This is a genomic window from Parapedobacter sp. ISTM3 (assembly GCF_016533505.1).
GTDB lineage: Bacteria > Bacteroidota > Bacteroidia > Sphingobacteriales > Sphingobacteriaceae > Parapedobacter > Parapedobacter luteus.
In genome coordinates this window covers 145340-169921 of sequence record NZ_JAENGN010000008.1, presented here as the reverse complement: position 1 = coordinate 169921, position 24582 = coordinate 145340, and the positions used below count along the sequence as shown (strand labels likewise).

The window sequence follows — 24582 nt, the reverse complement described above, 5'->3', positions numbered from 1 at the left end:
AATTTATGTAAAATTCCTTATAGTTTTTTAAGCGCTTCTTTGATAAGTGCTTCTACCGTCAGGCCGGGGGCTCCCCGCAAAATGTTTGCCAATACCTTTTCAGCTTGCGCACGTACAAATCCGAGCATGACTAACGCGCTGAGCGCTTCTTCGGGTATGCTCTGTTGTTTATACGTTGCTATCAGCGCGTCCGGCCCCTGCTTTTTAAGTTTGTCCTGCAGTTCCAGCACCATACGTTGGGCCGTTTTTGGTCCAATTCCCTTAATACGTTGAATCAATGGCACGTTGCCTTGGATGATGGCCGCCTGAATCTCTTCCGGAGTAATGGACGAAAGAATCATCCGACCCGTATTGGGGCCTATACCTGACACCGAGATAAGATGCTCAAACAGCCGCCGTTCACCCTCTTCGGCAAATCCAAAAAGGGTGTGTGCATCTTCGCGTACCTGAAAACTGATATACAATTTGCACTGTTCGCTATCTTTGATTTGCGCGTACGTATGTAGGGATATGTGCACGTGATACCCGATTCCGCCTACATCGAGTATCACGTGCGTAGGCGCTTTGTAAGCTAATTTCCCGTTTAGGTATTCGTACATGATTGCATGCTATTTCTTTTTCAGAGTGACGGGTTCGCGAGACTGCACATCAACCACCGCGATGGTCACCATATTGACAATTTCGCGTACAGAGCTATCCAATTGTAATACATGCACGGGCTTGTTCATGCCCAGCAAAATGGGGCCCACAGCCTCCGCATTGCCAATTTCCTGCAGTAACTTATACGCGATGTTGCCGGATTCCAGGTTCGGAAATACCAAGGTATTAGCTGGGCTTCCCTTCAAATTACTGAACGGGAAATTGGAAGCAAGCAGGTCGCTGTTCATCGCAAAGTTGGCCTGCATTTCGCCATCAACCAAGATGTCCGGATGCCGTTCATGGAGGATGCGTACCGCTTCCCTTACCTTGATTGGCACATCTCCATCATTCGAACCGAAGTTGGAATAGGAGAGCAGGGCGATGCGTGGCGATATATTCATCTTTTTGACGGCGTCATGAAGGAGCAGCGTGATGTCTACCAGTTCTTCCGCCGAAGGGTTCGCATTGATGGTGGTATCCCCGAAGAATACAGGGCCCTTGGGTGTTAGCATCATATACATTCCCGCAATCTTGCTATCCGGCTGCGTGCCAATGACGTGTAACGCAGGCCTTATCGTATTCGCATAGTTTTTAGTAAGTCCGGATATGAGGGTGTCAGCCTCTCCGAATTGTACCATGCTGGCGCCAAAATAATTCCGATCCAGCATGAGCTTCTGCGCATCGAGGTAAGAGATGCCCCTACGCTGACGTTTCGTGTATAGAAAATCCACATATTTAAGGAATCGTGGGTTACCTTTCTCCTCCAATGGGTCGATAATGACCACATCGCCCAGTTCCAAGAGGTTTTCATTGATTAGCTGCTGGATTTTCTGCCTGTTGCCCAACAAGATGGGAATCGCAATCCCCTCATCTTTTACAATCTGGGCAGCGCGGAGCGTCTTATAGTTGTCGGCCTCCGCAAACACCACTCGCTTGGGGTTGCGCTTAGCGGCTTCACTGAGGTTGCGCATGATGCGATCATCCTGGCCTAAGCGTTGGCGTAATTCTTCGGCATATTTGTCCCAGTCGGCTATTGGATTCCGTGCCACGCCGGAGTCGATGGCCGCCTTTGCGACGGCCGGCGCCACCTCGGTAATCAATCGGGGATCGGTGGGCTTGGGAATGATGTACTCCGGCCCGAACTTCAGATTTTGCGTATTGTATGCTTGGTTTACTGCCTCCGGAACCGGTTTTTTAGCCAATTCGGCGATAGCCTTTACCGCTGCGACTTTCATTTCCTCGTTGATGATCGTTGCCCGTACATCCAATGCGCCCCGGAAAATATAGGGAAATCCAAGGACATTATTTACCTGATTCGGATAGTCGGAACGGCCCGTGGCCATGATGACATCCTTGCGTGTCTCTATGGCAAGGGGATAGGCGATTTCAGGGTCAGGATTTGCCATGGCAAATACGATGGGATTTTTAGCCATGCTTTTGAGCATTTCCGGCGTCACTACGTCAGCAACCGACAGGCCGATGAATACATCGGCGCCTTTCAGGGCTTCTTCCAGCGTATCAATGCTTTGTGAGGTGGCAAACTCAGCTTTCGTGACATCCAGGTTTGGGCGATCTTGGCGGATACAGCCCTTACTGTCGAGCATTACGATATTTTCCTTGCGGGCACCCAGCGCCACGTACATGCGTGTACACGAAATAGCAGCTGCACCAGCACCGTTGACTACAATTTTTATTTTTTCGAGTTTCTTTTTCTGCAAGGCACATGCGTTGATAAGCGCTGCGCCTGAAATAATCGCGGTGCCATGTTGGTCGTCGTGCATGACGGGGATATTCATCTCCGCTTTAAGCCGGCGCTCTATTTCGAAGCATTCAGGGGCTTTGATGTCTTCCAGGTTGATACCGCCGAAAGTGGGTTCGAGGCATTTGACGATGCGTATAAATTCATCCACATCTTTGGTGTCGAGCTCAATGTCAAACACGTCGATGTCGGCGAATATCTTAAAGAGCAATCCTTTGCCCTCCATTACCGGCTTTCCAGCCTCGGGGCCGATATCACCCAACCCCAATACGGCAGTGCCGTTACTGATGACGGCCACCAGATTGCCTTTTGCTGTGTATTTATAAGCGTCTTCTTTATTTTCTGCAATTCGCAGACAGGGTTCCGCTACGCCGGGAGAATAAGCTAATGATAGATCACGTTGTGATTGCGTAGGTTTCGTTGGTACAACGGCGATTTTACCCGGCCTTCCTTTTGCGTGGTAGTCCAGGGCATCTTGCTTTCGATTTGTTTTGCTCATATTTTACTTTGGTTTATGCAGCAGCAATCCTGTGCAAAGGTAATATTTTATGGAAGAACAAGGATGAAAAGAAAAAAGAACGAAAATATCCGGCTCATTTAAGTGCATCCAGAAGCCTAAACATCCGTTGGCGCATTGGCGTGGCCGTACCCTGGTAGTTATTGACCAGGAGCGCGAACACCAAGGGGGTGCCGTCTCCGGATGTTTGATAGCCCACATAGCCCAATACGCCGCCAATGGTACCGCTTTTCATTTTCATGCCATTATACACAGGAAGACTTTCAAAAAAGCTTGCAAACCAGGGTTCTTGCTTAGCCGATGTCAGAATGCGGGCCAACGCATGCGTTGTCACACGGTTTTCAGGAGATAGGCCGCTGCCATCCTTTATCCGAAGTTCCCCCGCAGGGATGCCCAGTTTATTGGCCCAGAATTTTTGCAGCGATTCGGCGGCATCTCGTGTATCGATTTTGCCGTCCGTTCGAGCGGCAACTGCTTTCAATAACGCTTCACCGTAGAGGTTGATGCTTTTCTGATTGAACCAATATACCAGTTCCCCCAATGTGGGCGACCGGTGGGTGTGCAGGATAGAACCGCCGCTGGGCACGTTGTTCCCTCCTAATAACAAAATGTGGGCGGTAGTCGGCGTGCTGGTTTGGCGGATGCCTGCTTCCTCCAATTTGCGGTGCAGCTGGTAGGCCGCGTCGTAGGCGCCATCGGGCAGGGCAATATAAATTGTCTTTTTTAAGTCAATGCCATAGGTGCCTCGAAGGTATATCCGGGAAGCATATGGGGCCGAAAACGCATATACATGGTCGCCTGTCCCCCGGCCCCCGGTGGTGGTTTCGTTGACGAGCTGCAGGTAAGAAATATCTGCGGTAGTGCCAGCAATACGGGTGAGCGACCCGGTAGCGGTACCGGCAATGAAATTGACACCCACTGCGTTTTCACGCCAATTGAGTGCAGATACTCCCGCACCGTAGTAATTACCCATATCCTGCCACGTCCACCCACCAGGGGCCGTTTGGCCATTATATGACCGATCATCCGCGATGATCTGGCCATCGATGGAGCGGATGCCTGCCGCCTTAATGGCCCGCAGCCATGCCGATAGCAACAGTGTATCGGAGGTCTGCGGGAAACGGTCACTACCCAGTGAAGGGTCGCCACTACCATGGATGATAATATTGCCTTTTAATGTTCCGGAGGCATCGATTTGCCCGGTATACGATAAGGTTGTTTCGAATGTATATGTAGCACCAAGCGTTTGGTATGCTGCGGCAGCCGTAGCGGTTTTAAGTGTAGACGCAGGGGCCATGCCCAGCTTTTCGTTTTTTGCAAAAATCACTTGGCCTGTATTGGCATTGATGACCGTAAGCGAAGCTACGCCATTCGCTAAACTTTCATGGGCTTCAAACGAACGGAAAGCAGCGGCAATTTTTTGCGGCAGCGTTTGACCGGCGGTGTGAAGTGTCGTGATAAAGGCGATAAGCAGCGTAAGTAATGTGTGTTTCATCAGTGGCAATTATTTACAGGGCTAAAATAGCCAAAAATTATACCAGTGACCGATCATCAATACATTTTGCTAACCAAAACTCCATATGCGGTAACCAAATGCGAGCCAACAAAAAGGCGGCTGAGCTGTTTCCTAACACAAGAGAGGAAAATACAATGGCTATCATTGGTGAAATTATTAAAAGAGCAATAGACGTAACCGGTTATATCAGTGGCCATCCGTCGCCTGCAAAAGCGCAACAGAAAGTGCTGCGAGATTTGCTTGAAAAAGCGAAATATACCGCATTCGGGAAAAAGTATCGTTTCGAAGCCATTCTTGCAGACACCGATCTGGTCAAGGCCTTCCAGCAAGCCGTACCCATTTATGACTATGACAGGTTATACGCAGAATGGTGGCATTACCTACGCGAAGGGTACCAGAATGTAACATGGCCCGGAGGGCAGCGTTATTTTGCATTGAGCAGTGGCACGACGACCAATAGCAAAGCTATCCCTGTAACGGACGATATGCTGGAGGCGATTAAACGCTCCGGCATACAACAGATTATGAGTCTAAAGAATTTTCACCTTCCTGGCGATTTCTTTGAGAAGCAAATTATGATGCTGGGCAGCAGCACGTCATTGACGCCTAATGGCGAATTTCTCGAAGGCGAAATCAGTGGTATCAGTGCCGCGAATATACCGTTGTGGTTCAGACAGTTTTATAAACCAGGTGCACGGATTGCGGCCACGCCAAACTGGGAAGATCGGGTACATAAGATTGCAAAGTATGCCCCGCGGTGGGATATTGGCAGCATGACTGGTATTCCTTCGTGGTCAGAGTTGCTGCTCAAGGAGATCATTCGTTACAACGGAGCCGACACCATACATGACATCTGGCCCAACCTGCTGGTGTATACATCAGGTGGGGTGGCATTTGAACCTTATAAAAAGAGTTTCGAGACATTGACAGCCAAGCCGCTTATCTACATTGATACCTATCTTGCTTCTGAAGGGTATCTGGCTACCCAGAAGCGGCCCGATACGCAATCCATGGCTTTGATTGTAGATAACGGCGTATTCTTTGAGTTTGTCCCTTTTACGGAAGAAAGCATGGATGAGCACGGATGTGTACGACAAGACGCAGAGGTACTGACGCTCGAAAATGCGCAGCCCAACGTACAATACGTGCTGTTGATTTCAACAGTGGCGGGAGCATGGCGGTACATGATAGGCGATACGGTGATGATCACGGATACCGAAAGGGCAGAAATTATCATTACAGGTAGAACAAAGCACTTCCTGAATGTCGTAGGCGAACAGCTCTCGGTACATCAAATGAACGCCGCCATGAAAAAGCTGGGCGAACAGTTCGACGCGGAGGTGCTGGAATTTACCGTAGCCGCTGTCCGAACCGGAGAAAGCTATGTAAACAAATGGTATCTCGGAACGAACAAGGCTATCGAGGCCACCGCCGTCGCTTCATTTTTAGACCGCGAATTAGCGGAAAACAATAAAAATTATAAAGTAGCACGGAGTAAGGCCCTGAAAAGCGTAGAGGTCGAGATCGTACCGGTAGACCATTTCTATCAATGGAGCAAAGTAACCAAGAAAATGGGTGGGCAGACCAAAATACCCCGCGTCATGAAGGAAGAAGAATTCCGCGAGTTCGAAGCATTTATCAGTACGTTAGTCTCTTAAACATCCAGTTAAGGGAACGTCTAAGAGGTAGGGGGGTGTTCTTTTAGCTCCGCCTCTGCTTCCCGTACCACTTCTTCCTCTTCTGCTAGAATTTCATCCTTTTTGCCTTCATCCTCCTTTTCCAGTTCGGCAACCAGTTCAACGATGTCATCAGGGGAGAGGTATAAGGCGGCAATTTTGTCTTTATAAGCCTGCGGCAGGTCAGTATGATCCAGAATGAACGACTTGGTTGCCAAAAGGTAGTCACCCATTCCGCGGTTTACGGCAAAGGAATCGGCTACACGTTCGGCTTTACGTATATATTTTTTTGATAGCCAATAGGAAATTCCAAAGCCCATAAGGCCCCAGGTGCTCCTACCTTCATAATCCATAATATGGCCTAATTCATGGCCAATCCAACCAATCAGGACACTATCCGGAATCTGTCGGATGGTTTCAAAGCTGTGTTCAAGTTTAAAAACCGGATTGATGAGGATGTCATATGTACGTTTTTTACGCTTTTTAAACAACGAGCCAATCACGGGACGAGCAGCCATGACCGAACTTTTCAGTTTCCGGGTGAAAATAAAGCGGATACGTGTGTCTTTTAATTCCGGATAGTGAGCCAACGCGGTCAAGACCTGTTTTTCGATAACAACTGGAATCACCTTGTTGTTGCGATAGCCAAGAAGCTCTTGGAGGGGTGGTTCTTGTTGGGCGACATGGGGTGTGAGTAACGCAAAAAGTAAAAACCTCATGTGATTATCAACAGTTTTGCTACAAAAAGGTTTGTTGCGTCCTGACCCGCTTTAAATGATCCTTCGGGTAATTGCTGAATATTTCCTAATTTGTGCCTCAAAATATAGTTCAAACATGACCCCTAATGAAAAGTTGGCTGCTATCCGCGGCCTAATGAAAGCACAAGGTATCGACGCATATATTATCCCTTCTTCTGATCCTCACATCAGTGAGTATCTACCGGAGCATTACAAGTGTATGGCTTGGGCTTCAGGCTTTACGGGCTCGGCCGGTACGTTGGCGATTACTTCCGCGTTTGCCGGGCTGTGGACGGACTCCAGGTATTTTGTACAAGCCAGTGAGCAGCTGGCGGGCAGCGGATATGAGTTGATGAGGCTTAAAGTACAGCATGCCCCTGAATATGCCGACTGGCTGGCCGGGCACCTTCCCGCCGGCGCTGTGGTGGCATTTGATGGCATGCTGACATCGGTATCGTTGGCTAAAACGGTGCAGGACAAGCTGCTATCCGGAGGGATGGAGGTGCGCTCGAATATGGATCTGCTTACCCCGCTATGGGCAGACCGGCCGGCGTTACCAAGTGCTCCGGCATATCTGTTGGATGCAGCCATTACTGGCGAATCGACCTCGGCGAAACTTCAACGATTACGTGACGAAATGGAACGGCACCGTGTAGGAACCCATTTTATCTCGTCTCTTGATGATATTGCTTGGCTTTTTAATATCCGAGGCAGTGATGTAGCCTGTAATCCGGTGGTGTTGGCGTTTGCTCTTGTGACAGCCGATACAGCCACGCTATTTGTCGATGGCCGAAAGCTGACAGATACCGACCGGGCATCGTTAGCAGCATCAGGAGTGGCCGTGGATGACTATGGGCATGCCGCCGATGCGTTACGCGGTTTAAGTAAAGACAGTGTTATGCTGTTAGACCCCAGGCGTACATGCTTTGCCCTTTACAACATGATTCCGGCAACGGCTTTTGTTGTCGAACAAACGAATCCTACCACGCGTTTTAAGGCTGTAAAAAATGATGTAGAAATCGCGCACACCCGGCAAACGATGATTAAGGATGGCGTGGCGCTCACAAAGTTTTTCAAATGGCTTGAAGAGGCTATCGATGGTGGCTCCATCACCGAAATCTCGTTAGCTGAGCAACTCCGTCAGTTTCGTGCGGAGCAAGATGGGTTCGTGGGCGAAAGTTTTGATACAATAGCCGGGTACAAGGCACATGGTGCATTACCTCATTACAAGGCTAATCCAGCGAGCGACAGTGTATTGCGGCCAGATGGATTATTGTTGGTCGACTCCGGTGGCCAATACCGTACCGGGACCACCGATATTACCCGGGTAATATCGTTAGGTAATATCACGGCAGCTGAGCGAGCAGACTATACCTTGGTGCTCAAAGGAATGATTGAGGGAAGTACAGCGGTCTTCCCTGCAGGCGTCCGTGGCTATCAAATCGACGCCATCACGCGTAAACCACTTTGGGACCACTTGCGCAATTATGGGCATGGTACAGGACACGGAGTCGGTTTTTTCCTCAATGTACATGAGGGGCCGCATACGTTCAACGGGGCCGCTATCGATGTGCCCGTTGAACGGGGAATGATCACGTCTATCGAGCCGGGCTTATACCGCGAAGGATCATACGGCATTCGCATTGAGAACCTCGTATTGAGCGTTGATCATACAGACACCGCATTCGGGTCGTTTATGGCCTTTGAAACGTTGTCATATTGCTACATCGATACCCGCCTTATTGATAGGTCATTACTTGACGCTAAACACATTGACTGGTTGAATGCCTATCACAAAACGGTGTACGAGAAACTCGCTCCTTACTTAGATCAAGAAACGCGACATTGGCTGGCCGGAAAGACAGCAGCGATCTCGTAGGGGCTTAAAAATGGAAGGCCGATTACCAGGGCGGTAATCGGCGTCTTCCTACCTATTAAAACAAACCAAAATCCTTATCGACCGACCAAATTAATGATAAATTGCCGGTCTATCTCGTATCAAAAATATCGATTTCTTGTATCGCACATGGTTTCCATCAAGGATGTGCTGAAATTTCAGGGTCTGTGATGGGAAACCTCTCTTTATCGGTTGACCGTTGAGACAAACATACGACAAAAATTAAATATTTATCGTTAAAAAATGTTAAATTGTTTGATTAAACGTGTCAGTATCAAATTTTTATAATTGTATGTTGTCTGTAAACCTGATGTTTTAGGTGACTTAATAAAAAAATTTAAAAAGTATTTTCTTTTGATTTTTTATGAAGTTTACGTTTGGTTGTTCGGCTCTGCCTAGGGTGTGATTTCAGGAATCCGGCTACTAGCCGTGCCAATGCATTGGTCTACTATAGCGGATCACTTATTTATATGGGGGGCTGTCACTAAGCTATTGTTGCGGCGTTTCTAAGTGCCCATTTTCGATTACAAGGCTTGCCGCGCCCAGCAGTTCTGCTTCATAGCCAAACTGTGATACCACTACATCCGTATGCTCCACCAGTTTTGGAATGCAGAGCTCGTTGATGGCGCGTTGAACCGGATCGAGTAAGATCTTACCCGCAGCTGCACCTCTGCCGCTCAGAACAACTCGTTCGGGATTCATGATATGGATAAGTGTGGCTACTCCTTTACCGATCATAAAAGCGGCGTCAGACAGCGATGATACCGCGAGTTGGTCGCCGCTGCGTGCTGCGTCGATAAGGTGGTCGCCCTCAGTTTTGGTGCGGTCTTCAAAAAGCGTAGCCAATCGGGATGAAGTCCCTTCAGCGAGCGCCTCTTTTGCTTTCTCAACAGCAACCAAGAGGGAAGCGTCAACTTCGAGGCACCCCCGTTTACCACAGGAGCAAATCTTATTGGTTTGGGACAAGGGTATGTGGCTGAATTCTCCGGCATACCCGTTATGGCCGCGGAATAAACTGCCCTTGACGATCATGCCTAGGCCAATGCCCCATCCGATATTGACGACCATGACGTCTTCCATGTCTTTGGCAGCCCCGAAATGTAATTCTGCAATGGCGATGGTGCTCGAATCGTTTTCGATAAAAACGGGCATCCCCAACCGCTGGCTAAGCCTGTCGCGCAACCCGAACTCACCATCATCGGTGAGGAAAGTGGCATTTATCCCGTTTTCGACATCGATGAAGCCAGGCATGCCGATACCTATCCCGATCAGGTGCGCTCTTTTTATATCAGAGGCATTGATATACCGTTCGATGGCGAAGCACAACTGCTGGAAAGCGTTAGGGTTGTCACGCAAAGGCAGGGACAACGTCGCTTGGGGGTACACGGTTTCGTTTAGCAAATTATATAGCGCGATACGGGTGATAAATTGGTCCATTGCTACGGCAACGATGTATTTCTTCGTTTTCTTGTTGAGCCGGTATTTCACTGCTCGCCGTCCGCCCGTTGATGGGGCCAATCCGCTTTCAATAACGATTCCTTCCTTTGCCAGGCTGGCAATCGCATTGGTAACAATCGGTATGCTTTTTTGCGTATAGGTGCTCAGCTCCGCTAACGAAAGCGCCCCTCGGTAATAGAGCAATTTTAAGATGGACGTTCGAAGCGGTTTCTCTCGTTTTTCCTTCACGGATTTGTTATTCATGTGATCGCCTATAATTTGATGCTGATGCCATAATTCCCTTTATCAATGCGAAGCGACTCTCCAGTCATCCTGAAAAAATCTAGGCCATAATTTGAAGGGTTTGAGTAAATAGGCCGTCAGTGACGCGATAGCATACAGGTTGCAAGCAGTCGGTGTAACCGGCGCTGCTGTAAGCAGCTGAATCAGTGGGTAACAAATTGAAGGTTTCATAAGAATGAACTAGGCAAATTTAGTGAATTAAACGGTGCCGAATCGGTTAATTTAAGGAAATTCAGTTATTTTTACACAGGTAATCGCTATGGCACGGAACAGTATCGATCGATTTTCTAGCAGGGCACAAAACTACGACAGGTTTAGACCGAACTATCCGGCCGAACTGGTCGGTTTTCTGCGTGACCATATCGGGTTAGCAGCCACACATACCATCGCGGATATCGCGGCGGGTACAGGGATATTTACCGAACAGATAGCGGTTTGGGGCAATCCTATTTATGTGGTGGAGCCCAACTCGTTCATGCGCCGATTCGCGCGTCGGCGACTGGCGGCATTTGATAATTGCGTATTTGTTGATGGCTCCGCCGAATCAACAGGGCTAAACGCCGGGTCCGTGGATCTCATTGTGGCAGCGCAGGCCTTCCATTGGTTCGACTTGAGAAAGACCAAGATAGAGTTTTTACGTATTGGCAAGGATGGTACCTATATCGCGATAGTCTGGAATACCCGCAATTCAGAAAGCAAGTTTGAGGCGGAGTACGAAGCGCTTATTCATCACTATTCCGTGGATTATCTGCAGGTCAGCCAACGCAAAATGGGGCCGCCGGACGTGTTGGCGTTCTTTGCGCCCGAGGTGCCGACATACCAGGAATTTGTCCATACCGATCGTTTGACCTTTGAACAATTACAAGGACGCACGCTTTCCTATTCATACATGCCCGATGAAAAATCACCGGTAGTCGGTGAAATGCTGGACGCGCTGGCTGGGCTATTCAACGCCTATCAAGAGGGGGGCGAGGTTCGGCTGTCCTATAAAAGCCGGTTATATATTGGTAAATTACCGACCGTTGATAATACGGGTGCGCTGCCAAAAACATTTGGAGCCTAATCAAAAATAACGTACCTTTGCAGCCTATATTTTTTAACGCTTTAATATTATTCAAGTAATGTATTTAAGTAAAGAGTACAAAGCGGATATTTTCGCTGAATTTGCCGGAGGTGCAACCAACACAGGTTCTGCCGAAGGCCAGGTGGCTTTATTCACCAAACGGATTGCTCATTTGACAGAGCATTTGAAAACGAACAGGAAAGACTTTGCTACCCAACGTTCTTTGCAAAAGCTGGTAGGTAAACGCCGTTCTTTGTTGAAATACCTTTACAACAAGGATATCGAACGTTACCGGTCCATTATCAAAGCACTGGGCTTGCGTGATATTATCAAATAGCTTTCAGGTAAAATTTTCTATGAAGCCATCCCATACACGATATGGAGATGGCTTTTTTTTATTCGTGAATACTGCGCATTTTAGCTAAGTTTGTGCAAAATTAAAAGGTCTAATATATAAAGTGATGTGCTTCTAAAAGACGAACGGCACATCGAATGGAAACAACAAATGAGTTACAACGAAATCAAAACAACAATCGATATGGGCGGAGATCGCCAAATCGAGATTTCAACTGGAAAATTGGCCAAACAGGCCGATGGTTCTGTGGTCGTTAAGCAAGGGAAAACCATGCTGCTTGCTACCGTGGTTTCCGCACAGGAAGCCAAACCTGGAACTGATTTCTTGCCGCTTTCGGTAGATTATCAGGAAAAGTATGCCGCTACCGGGCGCATTCCCGGTGGTTTTTTACGTCGCGAGGCACGCTTGTCGGATTATGAAATTCTTATTTCCAGATTGGTGGATCGGGCCCTGCGGCCTTTGTTCCCGGAAGATTATCACGCGGATACCCAAGTGATGATTTCGCTGATATCGGCGGATAAGGATATCATGCCGGACGCATTGGCCGGATTGGCCGCTTCAGCGGCAATCGCGGTATCGGATATACCGTTTAACGGCCCTATTTCTGAAGTGCGGGTGGCTAAGATTGATGGCCAATTGGTGATCAACCCGCTGTTGAGCGAATTGGACCGGGCCACACTTGAATTTATCGTTGCAGGTTCCGCGAATGACATTGTGATGGTTGAAGGAGAAGCAAAGGAGATATCTGAGGCTGAAATGGTGGAGGCTATCGAGTTTGCACATAAGGCCATCCAGAAACAAGTGCAGGCACAGGTAGAGCTTGCCGAGAAAGTGGGGAAAACCGTTAAGCGTGAGTACAACCACGAGCCGAGTAACCCTGAACTGCGCGAACAGATTTTTGCAGCTACCTACGACAACGTATATGCCGTAGCGAAATCCGCGTCAGCTAAGCATGAGCGCAGCGAACAGTTCAAACAAATTGGAGAGGCCTTCATCGAAACGGCTTTCGGTGAAGAGGAAATCGATGAAGAAACCGCGTTTCTGATTAAAAAATATTATCACGATGTTCAATATGAGGCGGTGCGCAACCTGATATTGGACGAAGGTATTCGCCTTGACGGCCGTGATGTACGCACAGTACGTCCTATATGGAGCGAGGTGGATTATCTCCCAGCTGCCCATGGATCGGCCATCTTTACGCGCGGCGAGACCCAGTCGCTTACTTCGGTAACATTGGGTGCCAAGGACGACGAGCAGTTGATTGACGGGGCCTTTATTCATGGGTACAATAAGTTCATTTTGCATTACAATTTTCCGGCGTTCTCAACCGGAGAAGTGCGTCCTAACCGGGGGCCAGGCCGTCGCGAAGTAGGGCATGGCAACTTGGCCATGCGTTCATTGAAGCAGGTATTGCCCACCGGCGATGAGAACCCTTATACAATTCGTGTCGTGTCTGATATTCTGGAGTCAAACGGCTCATCGTCCATGGCTACCGTATGTGCCGGTACGTTGGCGCTTATGGACGCCGGGGTCAAAATCAAGGCTCCCGTCTCGGGCATCGCCATGGGGCTGATTACCGATGAAAAGACCGGCAAATACGCTATCCTAAGTGATATCCTGGGAGATGAAGATCATTTAGGTGATATGGACTTTAAAGTGACGGGCACGGCCAGAGGTATTGTAGGTTGCCAGATGGACTTAAAGATTCATGGGCTGAAATGGGAAGTGCTCATCCAAGCATTGGAGCAGGCGAAGGAAGCCCGGCTGCATATTCTGAACGAAATGGAGAAAACGCTTGCCGCACCCCGTGCCGACTACAAGCCGCATGCGCCGCGCATCGTCAGCTTTACCATCGATAAGGAGTTTATTGGCGCTGTTATTGGGCCAGGTGGAAAAATCATTCAGGAGATGCAGCGTGAAACCGGGGCCACCATTGCGATCGAGGAGATCGATAATAAAGGAGTGGTACAGGTGTTTGCTGAAAACAAAGCCTCCATCGATGATGCTGTGCGCCGAATCAAGGCCATCGCTGCTAAGCCCGAAGTAGGCGAAATCTATGAGGGAAAGGTAAAATCTATCATGCCGTTTGGTGCGTTTATCGAGATTTTGCCAGGGAAAGACGGGTTGCTCCATATTTCGGAAATCGACTGGAAGCGGTTTGAAACGATGGACGGCATCTTCAATGTAGGCGATATGGTCACTGTCAAACTGCTGGATATCGATAAACAGGGCAAGTTGAAGCTTTCGCGCAAAGCACTATTGCCAAAACCTGAAAAGAAAGAAGCATAAGGGATCAGCGCTTCATCCTTTTCATATAAAAAGCCGGATATGCACAAGCATATCCGGCTTTTTGCTTTGGTTCACTGTTCACCGAGTGCCAACCCCCGGCCACCCATTACCGATCACCCGTCGCGCCGGGCCACGTCTCAGGCTTGCGGCCAAAACGTTTGCTTGGCTTTGGGCCCATTTTGAAGACCAATTCGCCCCCATTGAGCATATCTTGATGTCGTAAATAAATGTTTTCGTAGGGCTTGCCATTCAGTGTGGCTGATTGGATATAGCTGTTTTTCTCGCTATTGTCGAGTGCACGTATTGTGAACTGTTTGCCGTTTGGTAAGGTGAAGATGGTCTCATCGGCGATAGGACTGCCAAATACATACTCCCCGCTGGCGGGGTTGGCAGGGTAGAGCCCCGCAATGCTCCATACAGCCCACGCACTCATCTGTCCGGCATCTTCATTGCCTGCATAGCCGTCAGGGCCGTCATGGTACATCGAGTCCACAATTTGGCGTACGCGGTCTTGTGTTTTCCAGGGTTCGCCGATATAGCTGTACATATAAGCGATGTGGTGGCTTGGTTCATTGCCATGTGCATACTGGCCGATAAAGCCACTTGCATCAGGTGAGATGTTATCTCCGTGCATCTCCGAAGGAGCTGAAAATAATTCGTCCAATTTGGCACTCAGCCCTTCGTTGCCGCCGTATAGATTGGCCAATCCGCGTACATCGTGAGGTACAAAAAACGAGTGCTGCCAAGCGTTGCCTTCGATGTATTGGCTTTTGTCAAAGTCATGCTCAGACCAAAACGGATCGAACGGTTCGATAAATAGTCCGTCGCTGTTTTTGGCGCGCATAAAGCCGGTCTGTTTATCGAAGAGATTGGCATACGATTTAGCACGGTTCATGAATGTGGCATAATCTGCTGTTTTGCCAAGCTTTTTGGCAACTTGGGCAATGCACCAATCGTCAAATGCATATTCCAGCGTGATGGTCACGCTTCCTCCGGCTTTGTCTTGTGGTAGATAGCCGTATGCTATGTAATCCGGCACGCCGCGAATAGCCTGATGAGCACTTTTCAGCATGGCCTGATACGCCCGTTCGGCATCCAGCCCCGGCCAGTCTTTGAGGATCGCATCGGCCAACACGGGGATGGCATGATATCCGGTCATGGTGTTCGTTTCCCAAGTACTGAGATCCCACACAGGGAGCAACCCATTTTCGTCATGGAAAGCAAGCATGCTATTAAGCATGTCCGTGTATTTATCGGGTTGCGTCAGCGTGAACAGCGGTTTTAATGCACGAAACGTATCCCAAAGTGAAAAAAGCGTATAACGACTGGCACCGTTGGGCATCGTATGGATATCACCATGTGCATTTCGGTATTCGCCGTCAGCGTCAGCATACAACGTTGGCGACAGGGCCGTATGGTATAACGCCGTGTAAAAGACGCGTTTCAGCTCGTCGCTTTCCGAACGGATTTTGATTTTTTGCAGTTCGGCTTCCCATTTGTCTTTGGCGGCCTGGCGCGCGGCGTTGAACCGGTCTTTTTTAGCAAGATTCAATTCATTTAGGGCCTTCTCATAACCGGTCATCGATAGGGCAACTTTCAATTCAATCGTTTTATGCCGGCTTCCGTCAAAAAGGAGTTGAGCGGATACGCCTTTGCCTCGCTCATAGGTTTCGGCCATATCGGTCATGGTTGAAGCCGATTGTCCGTCATGGAGGATAGTTTTGACGAATGGGGCTGAGGTTCTTGCAGCAAAATACACGCGTTGGATTTTGGCCCAGCCAGTAGAATAACGGTAGCCGACCAATGTGCTGTCGTTCAGGATGCTGATGTGGGTTTCGGTCGGCGTATCCCAATTTTGGCGAAATGCAAGATCAAAACGTACCACCGGAGTGTCAATTTGAGGATACGTATACCGGTGGTAGCCAATGCGCTCCGACGCGGTAAGCTCGGCTTGGATACCATTGTCCAGCGTTACCTGGTAATACCCCGGAGAAGCCCGCTCGTTGTCATGGCTGAAAGGTACCTTCACGCCCTTTGTGGTGTCATCAAGTGGTGCTTCCAATGGCATCACCGATATGTCCAGCCAATCGCCGATGCCCGTACCGCTTAAATGCATATGGCTGAAGCCTGCTATTAAGCTGTCGCTGTAATGATATCCACTGCACCAGTCCCAACCGCTCCGGCCATTATCCGGACTTAATTGCACCATCCCAAAGGGAACGGCCGCTCCCGGAAAGGTGTGTCCATGGCCACCGGTGCCGATAAACGGATCGACGTAAGAGATTAAAGAGTCCTGAGCCCATGACAGGGTACTTATCGTCGCAAATAGTAGCGAAGTGCTTAAACGCCTTAGCATGTCTGTTTCAGAAAAAATTACCATTTTAATTCGCTGTAAAGCTAATTTTTTATTCTAAAACAGGAACTATTTTTATAAATTATTTTGTATTCTTCATTAAAAATTCCATACGTTTGTCCGGAAGCTAAACATTAAGCTTTTTTGCTAAAACTTTTAATACCTACACAGCATATAGCCCACAGCTTACAGCCTGGAGCGAATAGTTATTATGAAGAAAAAAATACTTATCAGCGACATTGCAAAAGATTTAGGCGTGTCGGTTACGACCGTATCTTTTATCCTTAACGGCAAAGCAAAAGAGAAGCGCATCAGCGAAGGGCTGACCAAACGGGTGTTAGCGCATGTACAGAAAGTCGGGTATAAACCCAATGAATTAGCCAAAAGCCTACGGACGGGTAAGACAAAAATCATCGGCCTTGTTATTGAAGATATCTCAAATCCTTTCTTTGCAAACATCGCTCGCCTTATCGAAACCAGGGCTTATAGCAAGGGGTATCGGATTATTTATTGCAGTACGGATAACCAGCCGGATAAAACAATCGAACTGATTCAGCTTTTTAGGGATCGCCATGTGGATGGTTACATCATTACGCCCTCTGAAGGGGTCGACGATACCATTCAATCGTTGATTAACAGCCAGCTTCCTTTGGTCTTGTTCGATCGGTATATTCCCGGTCTGGCAACCAATTATGTCGTCTCCGATAATGTAAGAGGGGCATATGACGCGACAGCCCATCTTGCACAGCAAGGTTATCGGCGTATTGCGCTGGTTACGTTATATTCTTCCCAGACGCAGATGCAGGATCGGATGAATGGCTATATGCGGGCAATTGATTCCTACAAGCTGCAACCTTACGTCAAGAAAGTCAATATGGGGGATGATGAAGAGACGACCGTTCGTGATTTTCACGCATTTTTGCAGGACCAGCAGCCGGATGCTATCTTTTTTGCCACCAATTATCTGGCGATTACCGGGCTGAAAGCCCTGAAGCACTATCAAACCCCCTTACCGGGGGTTGTATCCTATGACGATCATACGCTCTTCAAGTTGTTTACGCCCACGATTACGGCCGTTTCGCAGCCGATTGAAGCGATTGCAGACGAATTAATCAATGTGCTGCTCAATCAACTTGACGGAAAAATCAAAGAGGTGAAGCAGATCGTATTGCCGTCGGAGCTGATCGTCAGGGAGTCTTCGCGGGGACGAATTTCATCGACAACGAGTTGACGCAATGACGCGTATTTTTTGCGGTAAAACGTTCGCCGAGAAAGACATGGCCTAAATGCCCGCCGCAGTTTGCGCATATGATCTCCGTGCGCCTTCCGTCTGCATCAGGTAGGCGTTTTACGGCACCCTCGATTTCATCATCGAAACTCGGCCAACCGCAATGCGATTCAAATTTGTCCGCCGACCGGTACAAGGGGGCATCACAGCGTTTGCATGCGTAAATTCCCTCGGTTTTGTTGTGCAGCAACTCTCCGGTAAACGGCCGTTCGGTACCTTTGTGGATGATGACATATTCTTCCTCAGGCGTCAGTTCGTTATATTTCGCGGTATCCATTTTATTTTTAATTGAAGTATCCTTGGATTGATTGGACCGGTGCTCGATATCCCGTTGCGCAACGGTTTGCCCACATGCAATATAAAAGAACGAAGATGTCAAAACAAGCCAAATATAGCGCATCACGTCATTCACTTTCTTGGGATAATTAACTTATCCACCCATGCGAATATACATAATTTATAACAAAAGGTTTTCATAATCGTTTGTTAAATTTCCAACGCCATATCGCCAGCAAGGTGTCCGCCGTACACCCGTAGAAGAGTATAAAAAATTATAATAAAAAAACAAAATTCATAAAATTGTTCTTATGCTCAGTAGCTACTCGAAAGTTCTACCAAAATACGCTATATGTCCTTTAATCGCCTATTTTAGGCAATTTAGAACGATTATAAATTATTAAATTCGGTCATCCAATTGTCACCGATACGCCAATAAGTTATACTTTTGTGGCATTATTAAGAGGGTGTAGTTCCATTGATTCAGATAACCCAAATTTTTACATTCATCATAATCTGTATAAAGTGCTCAATATGAGAAATATCTCATTAGTTTTTGAAAGAATTGCCAAGCCGATATCCGTTGCGTTGGTGTTGTTGTTTTCGGTTTCGTCATTGCAGGCTCAGGATGCAAAGGAAGGCGAGACGATTTTCAAGGCCAATTGTTCTTCTTGTCACAAGGTATTTGGTAAGTTTTTGGGCCCAGAGTTGGCTGGAGTGAATGAGCGGCGTGACGAGGCTTGGTTGTTGAAATGGATCCACAATGCACCTTCGATGATTGCGGCAGGCGATCCCATCGCATTGGAGTTGGATGCGCAGTATCCTTCGGCGGCTATGACCGCCTTCCCTCAGCTTTCTGAAGACCAGATAAAGAGTATTCTTGTCTACATTACGTCTGAAGAGGAAAAGAAAGCGGCTTCCGATGCTGCAGGCGGAGGCGCTTCGGGCGGTGGTGCAGGTGGTGCAGCGGCAAGTGGTGATGCCAGCAGCTTCATGATCATCGGGTTAGTAGCGGTAGTAATCTTGGCGTTTGTAGTCATTTTAGTCCTCAACAAGGTTATCCGTACACTGGAGCGTGTCATTGCAAGCAATAAAGATTTGATTCCTGAGCCTGCCTTGGTTGAAGGGCCAAAAACGGATTACGTTGGCAAGCTAAAGAAGCTGGCCAAGAATAAGAAGCTGGTATTTTTTGCCGTACTTATGCTGATTGTTTTTCTTGGATCCGCTGGCTGGAAAACACTGTGGAACGTCGGTGTACATGAAGGTTACCAGCCGGTACAGCCTATTAAATTTTCGCACCAATTGCATGCAGGCGTCAACCAGATTGAATGCCAATACTGCCATGGCGGTGCCTATAAATCAAAGAATGCTTCCATTCCATCGGCAAATGTGTGTATGAACTGTCATAAAGCCATAACAGCAAGTGACAAATACGATGGTGAGTTGTCTCCGGAAATTGCCAAGATATACCGCGCATTGGATTATAACCCAGAAACGATGGAATATGGCCCCAACCAACGTCCCATCGAATGGGTGCGCATCCATAACCTGCCTGATTTTGCTTATTTCAATCACTCGCAACACGTGGTGGTAGCCGGTGTTGAGTGCCAAACATGCCATGGCCCGATTGAAACGATGGAGGAGGTATACCAATATTCTCCACTTACCATGAAGTGGTGTGTGAATTGTCACCAAGAGACTGAAGTTAATCATGAAGGCAACGCCTACTATGATCAGTTGATTGCCGCACATGAAAAATTGAAAAAAGGTGAAAAGGTGACTGCAGCAATGCTGGGCGGCTTGGAATGTGGCAAATGCCATTATTAATAATAGATACATATTTAGACATACGCAATCTTAGATATAGCTTAAATGGATAGCAACAAGAAATATTGGAAAGGTTTGGAAGAATTGCATCAGACGCCGGCTTTCGTGTCGAAAAGCAAAGGTGAATTTGCCGAACCGGTTCCTGTAGAAGACGTATTGAATGAAGCTGGCTTAAGCACAAAAACTCCCCGTCGCGATTTTCTGAAGGCATTGGGATTTGGACTGGGGGCCGTTACGTTGGCCGCTTGCGAACGTACACCCGTACATAAAGCCGTTCCCTATCTGATAAAACCCGAGGAGATAACCCCCGGAATTCCCAACTTCTATGCTTCCAGCTTCAAGGGGCAGAGCGTGTTGGTAAGGACGCGGGAAGGACGGCCTATCTTACTCGAAGCGAACCCCGCAGCAGTTGGACTCAACTGCGGCACGGATGCTTCGGCACAGGCTTCGGTATTGGATTTATATGATATGTCCAAGCTAAAAGGGCCTAAGTTCAATGGAGCAGATATTTCTTGGGACGAATTGGATACCCATGTGGTTACGGCATTGGATGCTGCCAGTGCAGCCGGTAAGCAAATTCGTATCATATCATCAACAATAAATAGCCCGTCAACCCTAGCAACGGTGGCTCGGTTTACCGACAGGTATCCCACCGCCCGGTTAGTGGAAGTGGATGCTGTATCGTATAGTGGTATTATAAAAGCCAATCAACGTAGTTTTGGAAAGGCTGTGGTGCCTCATTACCGCTTTGACAATGCAGATGTGATTGTTAGTGTGGCTGCTGATTTTCTCGGTACTTGGTTAAGTGGGGAAGAACATACGCAACAATATGTTTCCAACCGGGATTACAAGAGTTTGCAAAACGGCAGAATGTCCCGCCATATTCAGTTTGAAGGCGGTATGAGTCTTACCGGTACCAATGCAGACGTGCGTGTCGCTATCAAGCCTTCAGAGGAAGGCCCCTTGCTGATCGCACTTTATAACGTCATTACCGGTGGCAATTTACCGGGTGCGTTGAGCACAAACCAAAAGGCCCAAACGGCATTAAAACTGGTGGCCCAAGAGCTTCTGCAGGCACGCGGCCGCGCCGTCGTGGTTGCAGGATCAAACGACGTAGCAATACAAACGCTGACCAATGCCATCAACGTGGCGTTGCAAAGTTATGGCAGCACGATTGATCTTGATAACCCGTCCTATCAGTATAAGGGCGATGATGAGGCTTTTGCCGCATTTTTGGCCGAAGCAAATCGGGGTGACGTGGATGTGGTGTTCTTTTTAGATAGTAATCCGTTATACGATTATCCGAATGCCGGTGCCGTAAAAGAAGCGCTTGCCAAGATTAAATTCAAATTGTCGTTTGCCGACCGCGAAGATGAAACAGCTTCCGAATCGGATGCCATTGCACCAAACCATAATTTCTTGGAGTCTTGGGGCGATGCAAACCCGCGCGGCGGTTATTATACGATCGTGCAGCCTACGATCAATCCGGTATACAACACACGCCAAGCCGAACAAAGCCTCTTACTATGGGCAGGCGAAAAGACTGAATATTATACCTTTGTCAGGAACAATTGGGAGCAGAATATCTTAGCGGGCAGCAGTAAGTCTTGGAAAGACGTTTTGCAGACTGGTTTTGAGCATAAAGGTGACCAGCCTGCATCGACTTACAACGTCGATACGGCATCACTTGCCGCGGTGGCTAATACCATCGCGACCAACAGTAAAGCGTTAGCAAAAGATATAGAAGTACAATTATATCAAAGCGTTGCGCTTAAAGACGGTAAACAGGCAAATAACGCCTACCTGCAGGAATTGCCCGATCCGGTATCCAAAGTGACGTGGGACAACTATGCCGCCATCAATCCTAAATTCGCCGAATCATTAGGATTGGGCGAAAACAGCTTGGTGACCGTAGAAGGAGAAAACGGTTATAAGGTGACATTGCCCGTGCTGATGCAACCTGGTCAGGCAATGGGTACCGTTTCCATCGCTGTGGGGTATGGGCGCACCAAAGCCGGTAAAGCAGGAAATAATGTAGGGCAAAATGCCTATCCTTTTGCGAAGCTAGTAAATGGTACGCTGCATTTTAACACAACAGCTAAGCTGACCAAAGCCCGCGGAACCTATGAATTAGCTCAGACGCAGACGCATCACACGATCGAGGGCCGGAACGTTATCCGGGAAACCACCTTCACTCAGTACAAGGAAAATCCAGGCCATAATGCCGGAAGATGGACGGATAAGCACAAAACCTATGATTTGTGGGATAAATACGAACAGCCCGGTCATAAATGGGTGATGGCTATCGACCTCAACGCATGTACAGGGTGCGGTTCGTGTATTGTCGCTTGTAATATCGAAAACAATATCCCGGTAGTAGGGCGCGATGAAGTGCGCCGCCGCCGCGAAATGCACTGGTTGCGTATAGACCGCTACTACGCTATCGAGCAGGATGGTAAGTCGTATACCAAGGAGGATGATATCCGCGATTTGGATGACATGGAAAATGTGTCGGTGGTGCACCAACCGATGATGTGCCAGCACTGTGAACACGCTCCTTGTGAGACGGTCTGCCCGGTAATTGCCACCATGCACTCTTCAGAGGGGTTAAACCACATGGCATACAACCGTTGTTTCGGTACGCGTTACTGCGCAAACAACTGCCCGTACAAAGTACGCCGTTTCAACTGGTTCAACTACTGGAACGATTCTCGGTTTGACAATTACCTGAATAATGAGTTTACCCAATTGGTGTTGAATCCGGATGTTGTTTCCCGCTCACGTGGGGTGATGGAAAAATGCTCGATGTGTATCCAGCGTATCCAAGCAGGCAAGCTGAAGGCCAAAATGGAAAAACGGCAGTTGCGGGATGGTGACATCAAGTTGGCTTGTTCTTCAGCATGTTCAGCAAATGCCATTATTTTCGGTGATGCCAATGATCCCAATTCGGAAGTTTCGAAAGCATTGAGAAACGAGCGGGTTTACTATGTGCTGGAGGAGATCAATGTGCAACCCGGCATCGGCTACATGACGAAGGTAAGAAATACGTATGAGGCTTAATCATTTTGAAACCGGCCATGACAGCGCCTTTCGCAACAGGCAAGTGTCATAGCAGGTTCCATAAGGCCAAATGAGAAAAGATAATTTACGAATGAAATAATAGACTATGTCATCGCATAACGAATCAATATTAAGAGAACCATTAGTTACCGGAAAGGATATCACCTATGCAAAGGTGACGGATGATATCTTGCTGCCGGTGGAAAATAAACCCAACAAGGCTTGGTGGATAGGGTTTATCATGGCCGCATTGGGTGCCTTGCTGTGGGTGGTGAGCGTCGGCTATACGTTTTGGACTGGTATCGGTGCATGGGGATTGAATAAGACCGTTGGCTGGGCGTGGGATATCACTGATTTCGTCTGGTGGGTAGGTATCGGTCACGCCGGTACACTTATCTCCGCGGTGTTGTTGTTATTCCGGCAAAACTGGCGCAACTCCATCAACCGCTCAGCAGAAGCGATGACAATTTTTGCGGTGATATGTGCCGCTACGTATGTGGTAGCGCACATGGGCCGCCCCTGGCTGGCATACTGGATTTTTCCGCTACCCAATCAGTTTGGATCGCTTTGGGTAAACTTCAACTCACCATTGGTATGGGATGCGTTCGCAATCTCTACTTATTTCACAGTATCCTTGGTGTTTTGGTATTGTGGTCTATTGCCGGATATCGCCTCTGTACGTGACCGTGCTGCGGGCTTAAAAAGGAGGATTTATTCCATCCTGTCGTTTGGCTGGAATGGCTCTGTAAAGACGTGGCAACGTTTCGAAATCGTATCACTTATACTCGCTGGTATCTCTACCCCGCTGGTACTTTCCGTACATACGATAGTTTCCATGGACTTTGCAACCTCAGTCATCCCGGGTTGGCACACGACCATCTTTCCGCCATACTTCGTCGCTGGGGCAATCTTTTCCGGATTTGCCATGGTGCAGACCCTGCTGTTGGTGATGCGTAAGGTGCTCAACTTTGAGAACTATATTACGATGTTCCACATCGAGTCGATGAACAAAATCATCATGGTGACGGGCTCTATCGTAGGTATCGCTTACCTGACTGAGTTGTTCATCGCATGGTATTCCGGCTCCGAATACGAGATGTATGCATTTGCCAACCGGATTGCGGGGCCTTATGCGTGGGCTTATTGGGCGATGATGACCTGTAACGTGATTTCGCCGCAACTTTTCTGGTTCAAAAAGATACGGACAAGTATTCCCATTTCCTGGGTACTTTCCATCGTAGTGAATATCGGAATGTGGTTTGAACGTTTCGTGATTATCGTTACGTCCTTGCACCGCGATTACATTCCTTCAAGTTGGGCGATGTTTTACCCAACCTGGACGGATGTCGGTGTGTTCGTGGGATCCATAGGTGTATTCTTTACCCTGTTCCTGCTGTTCCTGCGGTTCCTGCCAGGTATTGCTATCGCGGAGGTGAAATTGCTGTTGAAGAGCGCGAGCTTGCAACAGAAGACCAAACTGGTTAAGGAAGGCCACCTCGATCCCGAGCAGGTAGCGTTTTTCAGAGATTCACTGTCAAAGTATGATTCAGTCAGTGAAGAAGACATTAAGGAGTTAGAAACCAAGTAGCA

At 48.2% G+C, this 24582-nt stretch carries 16 protein-coding genes; 9 read left to right on the top strand and 7 right to left on the bottom strand.

Annotated elements, in window-relative coordinates:
- Nucleotides 1-17: 17 nt before the first annotated feature.
- From ruvA to dacB, 3 genes are all read right to left on the bottom strand, one after another.
- Nucleotides 18-599: a Holliday junction branch migration protein RuvA gene (gene ruvA, locus JHJ32_RS12845; RefSeq protein WP_079717571.1), complete on the bottom strand. Its 582-nt coding sequence runs from the start codon at nucleotides 597-599 to the stop codon at nucleotides 18-20.
- A 9-nt stretch (nucleotides 600-608) separates the two neighbouring features.
- Entirely contained in the window at nucleotides 609-2897 is a 2289-nt protein-coding gene (locus tag JHJ32_RS12840) for an NADP-dependent malic enzyme (RefSeq protein ID WP_200121212.1), read from the bottom strand.
- 94 nt (nucleotides 2898-2991) lie between these two features.
- Nucleotides 2992-4410 (bottom strand): D-alanyl-D-alanine carboxypeptidase/D-alanyl-D-alanine-endopeptidase, encoded by a 1419-nt coding sequence (dacB, locus tag JHJ32_RS12835; RefSeq protein ID WP_200121211.1) that lies wholly within the window; start codon nucleotides 4408-4410, stop codon nucleotides 2992-2994.
- Nucleotides 4411-4508: 98 nt separating this feature from the next.
- On the opposite strand from dacB, the gene JHJ32_RS12830 reads away from it, so the two are divergent.
- On the top strand, nucleotides 4509-6089 hold the full coding sequence (locus JHJ32_RS12830; protein ID WP_233632641.1) for a GH3 auxin-responsive promoter family protein: 1581 nt from the start codon (nucleotides 4509-4511) through the stop codon (nucleotides 6087-6089).
- A 20-nt stretch (nucleotides 6090-6109) separates the two neighbouring features.
- Here JHJ32_RS12830 and JHJ32_RS12825 read toward each other — a convergent pair whose 3' ends face one another.
- Entirely contained in the window at nucleotides 6110-6826 is a 717-nt protein-coding gene (locus tag JHJ32_RS12825; protein WP_176146215.1) for a hypothetical protein, read from the bottom strand.
- 115 nt (nucleotides 6827-6941) lie between these two features.
- Between JHJ32_RS12825 and JHJ32_RS12820 the strand changes: the two genes are divergently transcribed.
- Nucleotides 6942-8723 (top strand): aminopeptidase P family protein, encoded by a 1782-nt coding sequence (locus JHJ32_RS12820; protein ID WP_200121210.1) that lies wholly within the window; start codon nucleotides 6942-6944, stop codon nucleotides 8721-8723.
- A gap of 507 nt (nucleotides 8724-9230) precedes the next feature.
- Here JHJ32_RS12820 and JHJ32_RS12815 read toward each other — a convergent pair.
- The gene (locus tag JHJ32_RS12815) at nucleotides 9231-10442 is read right to left on the bottom strand and encodes an ROK family transcriptional regulator (protein ID WP_079717575.1); all 1212 of its coding nucleotides are present in this window, start codon (nucleotides 10440-10442) and stop codon (nucleotides 9231-9233) included.
- A 298-nt stretch (nucleotides 10443-10740) separates the two neighbouring features.
- Between JHJ32_RS12815 and JHJ32_RS12810 the strand changes: the two genes are divergently transcribed.
- The 3 genes from JHJ32_RS12810 to pnp all read left to right on the top strand — a co-directional run bounded on the left by JHJ32_RS12810 (nucleotide 10741) and on the right by pnp (nucleotide 14188).
- Nucleotides 10741-11544, top strand: a complete 804-nt coding sequence (locus JHJ32_RS12810) for a class I SAM-dependent methyltransferase (protein WP_200121209.1) — start codon at nucleotides 10741-10743, stop codon at nucleotides 11542-11544.
- A gap of 58 nt (nucleotides 11545-11602) precedes the next feature.
- Nucleotides 11603-11881: a 30S ribosomal protein S15 gene (gene rpsO / locus JHJ32_RS12805; RefSeq protein WP_079717577.1), complete on the top strand. Its 279-nt coding sequence runs from the start codon at nucleotides 11603-11605 to the stop codon at nucleotides 11879-11881.
- A 168-nt stretch (nucleotides 11882-12049) separates the two neighbouring features.
- Nucleotides 12050-14188, top strand: coding sequence for a polyribonucleotide nucleotidyltransferase (pnp, locus tag JHJ32_RS12800; protein ID WP_200121257.1), 2139 nt, complete (start codon nucleotides 12050-12052; stop codon nucleotides 14186-14188).
- Between the two features lie 106 nt (nucleotides 14189-14294).
- Here the strand turns inward: pnp and JHJ32_RS12795 are convergent, their stop codons facing one another.
- Nucleotides 14295-16544 (bottom strand): GH92 family glycosyl hydrolase, encoded by a 2250-nt coding sequence (locus JHJ32_RS12795; protein ID WP_200121208.1) that lies wholly within the window; start codon nucleotides 16542-16544, stop codon nucleotides 14295-14297.
- 208 nt (nucleotides 16545-16752) lie between these two features.
- Here JHJ32_RS12795 and JHJ32_RS12790 point away from each other — a divergent pair, with 208 nt between their 5' ends.
- Nucleotides 16753-17772, top strand: a complete 1020-nt coding sequence (locus tag JHJ32_RS12790) for a LacI family DNA-binding transcriptional regulator (RefSeq protein WP_079717579.1) — start codon at nucleotides 16753-16755, stop codon at nucleotides 17770-17772.
- On the opposite strand, the gene JHJ32_RS12785 is transcribed toward JHJ32_RS12790, so the two are convergent.
- A complete protein-coding gene (locus tag JHJ32_RS12785; protein ID WP_200121207.1) occupies nucleotides 17729-18229 on the bottom strand; it encodes a methionine-R-sulfoxide reductase in 501 nt (166 codons plus the stop codon). The two genes, JHJ32_RS12790 and JHJ32_RS12785, sit on opposite strands and share 44 nt — an antisense overlap.
- A gap of 410 nt (nucleotides 18230-18639) precedes the next feature.
- Between JHJ32_RS12785 and JHJ32_RS12780 the strand changes: the two genes are divergently transcribed.
- From JHJ32_RS12780 to nrfD, 3 genes are all read left to right on the top strand, one after another.
- On the top strand, nucleotides 18640-19932 hold the full coding sequence (locus tag JHJ32_RS12780; RefSeq protein ID WP_079717581.1) for a c-type cytochrome: 1293 nt from the start codon (nucleotides 18640-18642) through the stop codon (nucleotides 19930-19932).
- A gap of 45 nt (nucleotides 19933-19977) precedes the next feature.
- Complete coding sequence (locus JHJ32_RS12775) at nucleotides 19978-22992, top strand: TAT-variant-translocated molybdopterin oxidoreductase (RefSeq protein ID WP_079717582.1); 3015 nt, start codon at nucleotides 19978-19980, stop codon at nucleotides 22990-22992.
- Between the two features lie 106 nt (nucleotides 22993-23098).
- Complete coding sequence (gene nrfD, locus JHJ32_RS12770; RefSeq protein ID WP_079717583.1) at nucleotides 23099-24580, top strand: NrfD/PsrC family molybdoenzyme membrane anchor subunit; 1482 nt, start codon at nucleotides 23099-23101, stop codon at nucleotides 24578-24580.
- The last annotated feature ends 2 nt before the right edge of the window (nucleotides 24581-24582 follow it).